This window comes from Streptomyces sp. NPDC037288 (assembly GCF_055603265.1).
This window is the reverse complement of sequence record NZ_JBVJVY010000164.1, coordinates 1-3,428: the sequence shown is the minus strand read 5'-3', so window position 1 is coordinate 3,428 and position 3,428 is coordinate 1. Positions and strand designations below refer to the sequence as shown.

Below are 3,428 nucleotides of genomic sequence, written 5' to 3'. Positions count from 1 at the left end.
GGGACAGCACAGCCCACTCGGCATCCGAAAGCTCATGACGACGCACCACGGCAAGCATGATCCCTCATCACCTGGCCACCTTTGAAGACGATCTCAAGGACGTGTTGTCGGGGTTGAGGTCTGGTGTGTATGCGGCAGGAACTAACAGGTGATCCAGTCGTGGGTGTCGATGGACGCCTGAAGGTTCCCTCGGAGTGTGGAGTCCGTGATATCAGGGGGAGGTGAGGTTCATGGGGTTCAAGCAAGAGAGGTGCGGTGCACGGTTCCGTGAAGGTGCTGTAGGTCTCGTGGCCGAGACCGGGAAGCCGGTCCCTGGGGTCGCCGTGGATCTCGGGGGCCATCCCGGGACGTTGCACAGCTGAGTCTCACGCTGGAGGAAAACGGTTCGGCCGGCCTGCGGCCGTTGCCTGGGGCGGTCGGCTGCGCGATGGTGAACGCGCTGAGCTAGAGCGGCTACGTCGGGAGATGAGCGAGAAGGACAAGCGCATCCGTGAGGTGGAGACGGAACATGATGTCTTCGAACGCTGCATGGCCTTGTGGGTGAAGCAGCTGCGGTGGACCCGGCCCGGCTGGCCCGAGTGATCAGCGGCTGCAAGGGCCGGGCAGAACATTCCGTACACCACAGCATGCCGCGTGCTCGGCGTGAGCGAGTCGTGGTTCTGCAAATGGCGGGACAGGCTGGTCACTGCCCGCGAGGTGCGGCGCGGCCAGTTCGCCGACGTGATCAGGTGCGTCTTCGGTGCCTCGGGCGGCACCTACGGCTCCCCGTAGATCTGGATCACGCTCGTGCGGGAAGGATGGCGCATCTTGGTGAACACCGTCGCGAAGACCACGGCCGGCCTCGGCCTGGCCGGACGGAAGATCCGCCGACGAGGCGGGCTCACCCGGCCCGGGCAGGCGGGCGGCAGCCCCGGACTTCGTGCGTCGCGACTTCACCCCGGATGCCCCCGACCAGGTGTGGGCCGGCGACATGACCGAGATCTTCACCAGCGACGGCAAGCTCTACCTGGCCACCGGGATCGGCCTGTTCCCGCGCCGCCTGCCCGGCTACGCGATGGGGCAGCGTCATGATGCCGAGCTCGTCGTCGCCTCCCTGCAGATGGCCGCCACCACTCGCGGCGGCGCCGTTAAAGGGCGTGATCTTTCACAGCGGCAGAGGCTAGGTGAGCTTGTTCCGCTTTGACGGACACTGTCGGTGTGGTCGTCACGCTGCGAGTGCGGTCTCGTATTCGGCGGGACTGCGGTAGCCGAGGCTGCTGTGCAGTCGGTGCAAGTTGTACCAGCCTTCGATGAAGTCGAAGATCGCGGTTCGGGCGGCGGCCCGGCTGGGCCAGGAGGTCCTATCGAGCAACTCCCGTTTGATGGTGGCGAAGAACGACTCGGCGAGCGCGTTGTCCCAGCACTGCCCGGTGCGGCCGGCCGACAGACGGACGCCGAACTCCGTTGCCAGTGTGGCGAACTGCTGACTTGTGTACTGGGCGGATTCAACTGATCGTGGCAACACCTCGTTCATGGAGGTGTTGGTGGGCAGGCCAGCGGGTTGGATGACGGAGTTGACCGGTAGGTCACCGATGAAGTCGCCGGGCAAGCCGTCGCTGCGGCGCGACGCGGAGCGGTTGTTCTGGCGTGAGATCGGCAAAGGGCTTACCAGCGAGGATGCCGCGATCGCGGTCGGCGCGTCGCAGGCGGCCGGCAGTCGTTGGTTCCGGGAGCGTGGCGGCATGCCGACGTTCCTGCGCATCCCGGTCTCGGGCCGCTACCTGTCATTTGAAGAGCGCGAAGAGATCGCCCTGCTGAAGGCTCAGGGCGCCGGGGTGAGAGAGATCGCCCGTCGGCTCGGCCGCCATCCTTCGACCATCTCCCGGGAGCTGCGCCGCAACGCTGCCACCCGTGGAGGCAAGCTCGACTATCGAGCGTCCGTCGCGCAGTGGAAGGCCGAGCTGATGGCGCGACGTCCCAAGACGGCCAAGCTGGTTGAGAACGACCAGTTGCGCGGTTACGTGCAGGAAGGACTCTCGGGCCAGATCCGGCGCGTGGACGGGACAACGGTGGAGGGGTCCGCGGCGACACCGTGGAAGGGACGCAACAAACCACGTCGCCAGGACCGGCGATGGGCGACCGCCCGGAGCCCAGAGCAGATCTCGCACCGACTGCAGGTCGACTTCCCTGATGATGGGTCCATGCGCATCTCGCACGAAGCGATCTATCAGGCACTTTATGTCCAGGGGCGCGGGGCGCTCAAGCGCGAGCTGGTCGCCTGCTTGCGCACCGGGCGTGCGTTGCGGGTTCCTCGCGCCCGTACTCGACGGCGGGTGAATGGGCACGTTACCCCGGAGGTGATGATCAGCCAGCGGCCGGCCGAGGCCGAGGACCGAGCAGTGCCGGGACATTGGGAGGGTGACCTCATCATCGGCACCGACAAGTCCGCGATCGGCACGCTGGTCGAGCGCACGACCCGGTTCACCATGCTGCTACGCCTGCCCCGGATGGAAGGCTTCGGCGTCGAGCCGCGGTGAAGAACGGGCCTGCGCTGGCCGGTCTGGGCGCTGAGGCCGTCAAGGACACCATCGACGCCACGATCACCACGCTGCCCGCACAGCTGCGCAGGTCGTTGACCTGGGATCGCGGCAAGGAACTGGCACAGCATGCCCAGCTCCGTATCGACACTGGACTGCACGTCTACTTCGCCGATCCGCACAGCCCCTGGCAACGTGGCACGAACGAGAACACTGAACCGTTCCGGGTTTGATCGAGACTCTAGATCTTGACTGTGACCTGGTGTTTTGCGGTCTTGCTGTAGTAGTTGGTTTCGTATTCGGCGGGTGGGGTGTGCCCGATCTCACCGTGGAGTCGGTGGTGGCAGTACCAGTCGACCCACTCGGCGGTGGCCAGCTCGACCTCGGAGAGTGTCTTCCAGGGGCGGCGGGGCTTGATCAGCTCGGTTTTGAACAGGCCGATCGTGGACTCCGTCAGGGAGTTGTCGTAGGCGTCGCCGACCGATCCGGTCGACGCGGCGATACCCGCCCGGTGGAGGTGCCCTGCGAGCGCGAACGACGTGTACTGCGACCCGGCATCGCTGTGGTGTATCAACTCGCCTTGGTTGTGCGGATGTTGTTCTCGGTCGCGCTGCCACAGGGCCATCTCCAGGGCAGGGCGTCCAGGACGAGGCGTGTCTCCTTCGAGGTGGCCGCGGACCAGCCGACGATGCGGCGGGAGAAGGTGTCCACGACGAAGGCGACATAGACGACGCCGGCGAAGGTGGCGACGTGGGTGAAGTCGGCCACCCAGCACCGGTTCGGAGCCCGGGCGACGAAGTCGCGGTCCACGAGGTCAGGAGCCCGCTGGGCGCTCGCGTCGGAGATCGTGGTGATCACCTTCTTGCCGCGGACCGCGCCGGTGATGCCGAGTTCACGCATGAGGCGTTCGAC

The 3,428-nt window shown here is 66.1% G+C and carries 4 protein-coding genes and 2 pseudogenes; 3 read left to right on the top strand and 3 right to left on the bottom strand.

Annotated features, from left to right (window positions below):
* The first annotated feature begins 609 nt into the window (after positions 1-609).
* Complete coding sequence (locus ACZ7GZ_RS42795; RefSeq protein WP_471033227.1) at positions 610-771, top strand: hypothetical protein; 162 nt, start codon at positions 610-612, stop codon at positions 769-771.
* A gap of 148 nt (positions 772-919) precedes the next feature.
* The gene (locus ACZ7GZ_RS42790) at positions 920-1,183 is read left to right on the top strand and encodes a DDE-type integrase/transposase/recombinase (RefSeq protein ID WP_471033225.1); all 264 of its coding nucleotides are present in this window, start codon (positions 920-922) and stop codon (positions 1,181-1,183) included.
* Between the two features lie 21 nt (positions 1,184-1,204).
* Here the strand turns inward: ACZ7GZ_RS42790 and ACZ7GZ_RS42785 are convergent.
* Positions 1,205-1,408, bottom strand: a pseudogene (locus ACZ7GZ_RS42785) (integrase core domain-containing protein); the annotation flags it as partial.
* Positions 1,409-1,544: 136 nt separating this feature from the next.
* Here ACZ7GZ_RS42785 and ACZ7GZ_RS42780 point away from each other — a divergent pair.
* A pseudogene (locus ACZ7GZ_RS42780) lies at positions 1,545-2,731 on the top strand (IS30 family transposase); the annotation flags it as partial.
* Positions 2,732-2,757: 26 nt separating this feature from the next.
* Here the strand turns inward: ACZ7GZ_RS42780 and ACZ7GZ_RS42775 are convergent.
* Positions 2,758-3,090, bottom strand: coding sequence for an integrase core domain-containing protein (locus tag ACZ7GZ_RS42775; RefSeq protein ID WP_471033224.1), 333 nt, complete (start codon positions 3,088-3,090; stop codon positions 2,758-2,760).
* The coding region (locus tag ACZ7GZ_RS42770) for a DDE-type integrase/transposase/recombinase (RefSeq protein WP_471033222.1) at positions 3,087-3,428 on the bottom strand (342 nt) is incomplete at its 5' end. The genes ACZ7GZ_RS42775 and ACZ7GZ_RS42770, both read right to left, overlap by 4 nt.